Raw genomic sequence first — 5,416 nt, 5'->3', positions numbered from 1 at the left:
CAGGGCCGCGGGGAAGGCACCCCCGAAGTGCCCGCCGCGCGAGGGGGCCGCGCGGCGGTTCTCGGTGGGCGGGGTGGCGGCGGCACCCGGCTTGACCCTGGTCGGCGCCTCCGGGTCGACCCTGGTCGGCGCCTCCGGGTCGGTGCGGACGCGCGTCGGTGCTTCGGGGTGGGCGCGCAGCCGCCGGAGCCGCGAGGGCGGGAGGTCCGGGTTGCGGGACCGGTCGCCGCGGATCCGGGCCCACCGGTCCACCCGCGTCGGCGGGACCGCATCCGTCGGCGTGCCGTCGGCCATCCTGTCGTTCTCCCCTCCACCGCCCGCGTGACGCATCATCATGTCGCGTGGACGACCTGGGCGTTCCCGGTTTCGACCGCTTTCGGGGACGCCTGTGGCCAAGCCGTTACGCACCGGAGACGGACCGGGCTCGGCTGAACTACCGCTGCCAGACCCGGACGTAGTCGACCAGCAGGGTGGCCGGGACGGACGTGAGGCCGCCGATCGTCGGCTGGACGGCGTTGTCGATCATGAGCCACATGGGGGCGGAGGTGACGCCCTCGCTGAGGGTGAACGCGTAGACGCCGTCCCGGTAGTAGTCGACGTGGCCGTCCCGCCACTCGGCGCCGAAGACGTGCCAGCCGGTGAGGTCGCCGCCGGCGCAGTTGCCGGTCGACGCCGTCGCGGAGTTGAAGTACGAGCAGATCTTGCCGTGCAGCCCCTCCATGACGTCGTTCTCCCCGCCGCTCGGCCAGTCGGCCCCGACGGCCCAGAAGGCGGGCCAGTTGGCGACCGACCCGTCGGCGGCGGCGGGGACGTAGACCCGGGCCTCCAGCGCGCCGAAGGCGAAGGAGAACTTGTCCCTGGTGTTGACCATGCCGGAGACGAACGGGAGGGACTTGCCACCGCAGCTCTGCTGCCGCTGCACGGCGGTGATGTGCAGCAGGCCGTCGCGCACCGCGACCTGGTCGGCGTCGTAGCAGTCGAGCTCCTTGTCGCCCACCGGCGCGTTGATCCGCTCCGGGTCGACGTACGGGTTGCCGACGGACCACTTGCCGCTGTCCAGGGCGGTGCCGTCGAACTCGTCGCGGAAGATCAGGTGCCAGTCGCCCGAGATGCCGACCGGCAGGACGGGGCGCAGGGGTTCGATGGATCTCGTGGCCGAACCCGCGGAGCTCGCCGTACTGGGCCCGCCGCCCCCGCCCGAGCAGCCGGCGAGGGCGGTCAGCAGGAGGGCGAGCGCCGCGGCCGGGACGGCGTACCGCGGCCCGCGGCGGCGGTGATCCATGGCGCACCCACCTCCTTGCCCGATCAGCGTTCCACCGCCGGACGGCGCGCGCATCCTCGGAAGCCGGGCCCGGTCAGGGCTGGGTCCGCCAGATGTCCCCGATGGGCGCGGCGCCCGCCGCCGCGCCGCTCGGCGGCAGGCCGAAGGCGTCCTCCAGGGTGCGCAGCAGCCGGTAGTGGTCGATCCGCTCGTCGTAGCTCCCGGGGGTCACCTGCGGGCCGACGACGAGGGTCGGGATCCGGTTGCCCTGGTCGTTGTCGTCCTCGTCCCAGGTGACCACCAGGAGGCTGTTGTGGCCGCGCGCCCAGTCCGCGTAGCCGCCCAGGTGGTCCCGCAGCCAGGCGTCGCCGTCCCGCACGGAGCCGTCGTGCATGTCGTGGGCCAGGTTCGGCACGACGAAGGAGAGCGCCGGCAGGGCCGCGTAGTCGCCGGGGAAGGCCGAGAAGGGCTGGTTGACGGCGGCGGGCAGGGCTGCGAAGTCCACCCATGGGTTGTGCTTGCGGGCGTACCCGCCGTCGGCGCAGCCGGTGTCGCCGGGGGCCGGGAGGTCCTCGGAGTAGCCGGTGAAGGTCAGGCCGGCGGCGAGCAGGGCGGAGCCGAGGTTGGGGGCGTCGAAGGACTTCGGGCACGCGTCGTCGGTGACGCCCTGGACGGAACCGGAGAACAGCGCCAGGTAGTTGGGCTGGCTGGGGTGGGCGACGGCGAACGACTGCGTGAAGGACGCGCCCTGCGCGGCCAGCGCGTTGATGAACGGCGCGTCGGAGGTGTTGCCGATGACGTCGGAGAAGGACTTGTTCTCCTCGACGACCACCACGACGTGGTCGGGCCGGGGCACGGGCACCGAAGGGCCCGCGCTGCCTGTCTGGCCCGAAGGACCGTGCCCCGAAGGACCGTGCGGGGACGGGCCGCCGCCCGAGCCCGCGCACCCCGCCAGCAGCAGCGCGCAGACCGCGGCCGCACCGGCGGCCACGCGCACCCGGCGGCGCCGGCCGGCGCCGCGGACGTCCGCACGGATCATGACGTCCAGCCTGGCCGTCCGGGAGGGCGGCGGCAAATCGGTGCGGAAACCGACGGAAACCGGGGGGCAGCTCCGTCACGCGGCCCCGACAATGCGTCAACTCTCCGCGATTCGACTACTCCGTGTCACTGGAGATGCGCATTTTCCGGGGCAAAAGGCCCGCTATCCGTCGCTGTATTGACTGAAGGTGACCGGCGGGCCGAGGATGGGAGACAGTACCGCTGACACTTCGGTGACGCACACCGGTGACGCACGCCGGAGACGAGGATTCCAGCCACTCCGGGAGTCCGACGATGAGTGACGCGCAGGCCCCGGCGGCACTCTCCACGGCGGAACACTCCAGCCGCCCGTCCTCACCGCGCTCCGGCTCCGACGAGCCGTCCCGCACCGTCGATCTGTACCTGGACGCAACCGAGCTGACGGCCCGGCTGGTCACCACCGTCGAAGAGTCCCACCGCACCACCCCTCACCTTGTCACGTCCCGTTCGCTCGACGCCTTCCTCCTGAGCGCAGGGATCTGCCAGATCGTCGAGGACCGGCTCCAGGGCGCCTCCTGGGGCGCCCGGCGCCTGGTGGACCACCTGGACTCGGGGGCGCGCGGGCCCGCGGCGCGCTCCGCGCTGCGCACCGCACGCCTCGGCATCGCGCTGTCCGCCGGGACGTTCGGCAGGGTCCTCCCCGGCCGCGGCCTGCGGCGCTGGGGCGACGACATGGCCACGCTGCGCGACCGGCTCGCCGCCTCGGTGGTCGACGGCCTCCTCGGCGACACCCCGGGCCCCGACGACCTCCTCCCGGCCGTCCGCGAGGCCGCCACCCGGCTCGCCGCCCGGCTCGCCGTCCTGCCCGGCGCCGGGGCGCTGCTCGGCACGGAGTTCCTGCGCCCGCCGTCCTGCTTCCGCAGCTTCGACCAGCACCCGGCGGACGTCGTCGAGCTGGCGCGCCGCTTCACCGCGGCGCACGGCACCCGGCGCGGGCCGCTCCTGGTCCTGGGGGTGCGCACCTCGGGCAGCTACCTGGCCCCGCTGGCCGGCGCGGCCCTGCGACGGCTCGGCCACCGGTCGGTGGTGGTCGGGACCACCCGGCCCGGGCTGGCGCTGCTGCCCGGACGGGCGGCGGTGGTCCGCGCGGTCCGTGACGGCGCGGGAGCGGTCCTCGTCCTCGACGATCCGCCCGCCACCGGCGGGTCGCTCGCCGCCGTCGCCGCCGCGGCCGAGCGCACGGGCTTCCCCGCCGACGCCGTGGTCCCCGTGTTCGCGACCTTCGAGGACGACGGCCCGGTGCCGGACGTCCTGCGGCGCTACCCGTGCGTCGTGCTGCCCGGCGGGGACTGGGAGGTCCGCCGCCGGCTGGGGGCGGCGGCGCTCACGAGCCTGCTGCCCGGGCTGCTCCCGGGCGCGAGGGTGACGGTCGGCGCGGCGGGCCCGCTCTCCCGCTGGTCGCACCTCGCGGTCCCCCTCACCGCGCATGTCCTGGACGCCGACGGCCCCGAGCGCGCCCTGCCGCTCGTCGCCCAGTGGGCGGGGGTGGGCTACCTCGGCCGGCAGGCCGTGACCGTCGCGCGGGCGCTGGACGGCCTGGTGCCCGAGGTCCACGGCTTCGCGGACGGCGTCCTGCTGCGCACCCGCCCGCCCGGCGAACCGGCACCCGCACCGGGCCCGGCCCCCGACACCGGTGACACCCGTCCCGGCCCGGCCGAGGTCGCACGGTACGTCGCGGCCCGCCAGCGGCGCCTCGCGGTGCCCGCCGACCGGAGCCTGCGGCTCGCCGGACGCCAGCCGGTGTGGGAGGTCGCGGCGCGCATCCTGGCCCCCGGCGGCGGGCGTCTCGACCCGGTCCTGCGCCCCGCTCTGCTGCACCCGCTGGCCCGGTCCCTGCTGGCCGCGGCGCGGCCCTGCGTCGTCGACGGCCGCACCGGCGACGGGCGCTGGGCCCACGACGGCGCCGGCGGCTGGACGAGGACCGGCTGCGCCGACGGCGCGTTCAGCAACCTCGACCTCGCGACCTACGACGCGGCCTTCGACCTCGCCGCCGCGTCCCCCCTGCCGCCCGACCCCGCGCGGGAGGCCGAACTGCTCGCCGCGTACGAGCAGTTGACCGGCCGCCGGATCGACCCGGCGCGCTGGTGCCTGCTCCGGCTGGTCCGGAACTGGGACGCGGCCCGGCTGGCCCGGACGGCCGACCCGGCCCGGGCGCCCCTCGTCCGCGCCCACGAGCGGCGGGCGCAGGCCGCCACCGTCCAGCGCTTCCTGGCCGCCGCGTACCTGGCCGACCTCGACACCGACCCGCAGGGGCCCTGGTGCGTCCTGGACGTCGACGGGGTGCTGGAGTCGGACGTCCTCGGGTTCCCCGCGTCCTCGCCGCAGGGCATGCTCGCGCTGCGGGCCCTACGCGCCCACGGCTACCGGGTGCTGCTCGCCACCGGCCGTTCGCTGCCCGAGGTCCGGGACCGCTGCGCGGCCTACCGCCTGGCCGGCGGCGTCGCCGAGTACGGGGCGGTGGCGTTCGACGCCGCGACGGGGACCACCTTCCCCGTCAGCGATGCGGACACCACCGGCCTGCGACGGCAACTCTCGGCGCTGCCAGGCGTCTTCGTGGACCCGTTCGCCCGGTGGTCCCTCCGCGCGAGCGTCGGCGACGGCCCGCACCGCACCGCGCTGCCGGCCCGTACGGTCGCCGGGCTGCTGCGCGAGCCGCCGGACGGTCCCCGGTTCACCGTCGTGCCCGGCGACGCCCAGTCGGACTTCGTCCCGCGCGGCGTGGACAAGGCCATTGGCGTGCGCGCCCTGCTGACGGCGCTCGGCGATCCGGCCGCCGTCCCCGCCCTCGCCGTCGGGGACACCGCCGCCGACCTCCCGCTGCTCACCTGGACCCGGCGCGCCGCCGCCCCGGCGAACGCGGCGCCCGCCGTGGCCGCCGCGGGCGTCCGGGTGGTCCGCCGCCCCTACCAGGCCGGGCTCGCCGCGATCGTCGGCGGGCTGATCGGCCACCCGCCGGGCGGCTGCCCGGACTGCCGGGCGCCCGAGCATCACCGACCTCAAGGTGAAGCTGCCGCTCGCCAAGGAGCGCCACTTCCACTACGACCCGCCGTTCAACCCGGGCCGCCAGCTGGTCATGCA

The 5,416-nt window shown here is 76.1% G+C and carries 3 protein-coding genes and 1 pseudogene; 1 reads left to right on the top strand and 3 read right to left on the bottom strand.

Translation table 11 applies throughout. The features are described from left to right. The 3 genes from AB0O00_RS28240 to AB0O00_RS28230 form a co-directional block, all read right to left on the bottom strand. A partial coding sequence (locus AB0O00_RS28240; RefSeq protein WP_363656438.1) for a hypothetical protein occupies positions 1 to 294 on the bottom strand: 294 nt, incomplete at its 3' end. A 139-nt stretch (positions 295 to 433) separates the two neighbouring features. Beyond that, positions 434 to 1,282, bottom strand: coding sequence for a glycoside hydrolase family 16 protein (locus AB0O00_RS28235; RefSeq protein WP_363656436.1), 849 nt, complete (start codon positions 1,280 to 1,282; stop codon positions 434 to 436). Positions 1,283 to 1,355: 73 nt separating this feature from the next. After that, a complete protein-coding gene (locus AB0O00_RS28230) occupies positions 1,356 to 2,300 on the bottom strand; it encodes an alkaline phosphatase family protein (RefSeq protein WP_363656434.1) in 945 nt (314 codons plus the stop codon). A gap of 293 nt (positions 2,301 to 2,593) precedes the next feature. On the opposite strand from AB0O00_RS28230, the pseudogene AB0O00_RS28225 reads away from it, so the two are divergent. Continuing rightward, positions 2,594 to 5,416 (top strand): annotated as a pseudogene (locus AB0O00_RS28225) (hypothetical protein); the annotation flags it as partial.

The sequence above is a fragment of the Kitasatospora sp. NPDC093558 genome (assembly GCF_040683475.1).
In the GTDB taxonomy this organism is placed as follows: Bacteria; Actinomycetota; Actinomycetes; order Streptomycetales; family Streptomycetaceae; genus Kitasatospora.
This window is presented reverse-complemented; position numbering and strand designations above follow the sequence as displayed.

Bases quoted from the DNA above. Each gene is read 5' to 3' on its own strand.
- AB0O00_RS28230 (WP_363656434.1), bottom strand. From the start codon at position 2,300: ATGATCCGTGCGGACGTCCGCGGCGCCGGCCGGCGCCGCCGGGTGCGC.
- AB0O00_RS28235 (WP_363656436.1), bottom strand. From the start codon at position 1,282: ATGGATCACCGCCGCCGCGGGCCGCGGTACGCCGTCCCGGCCGCGGCG.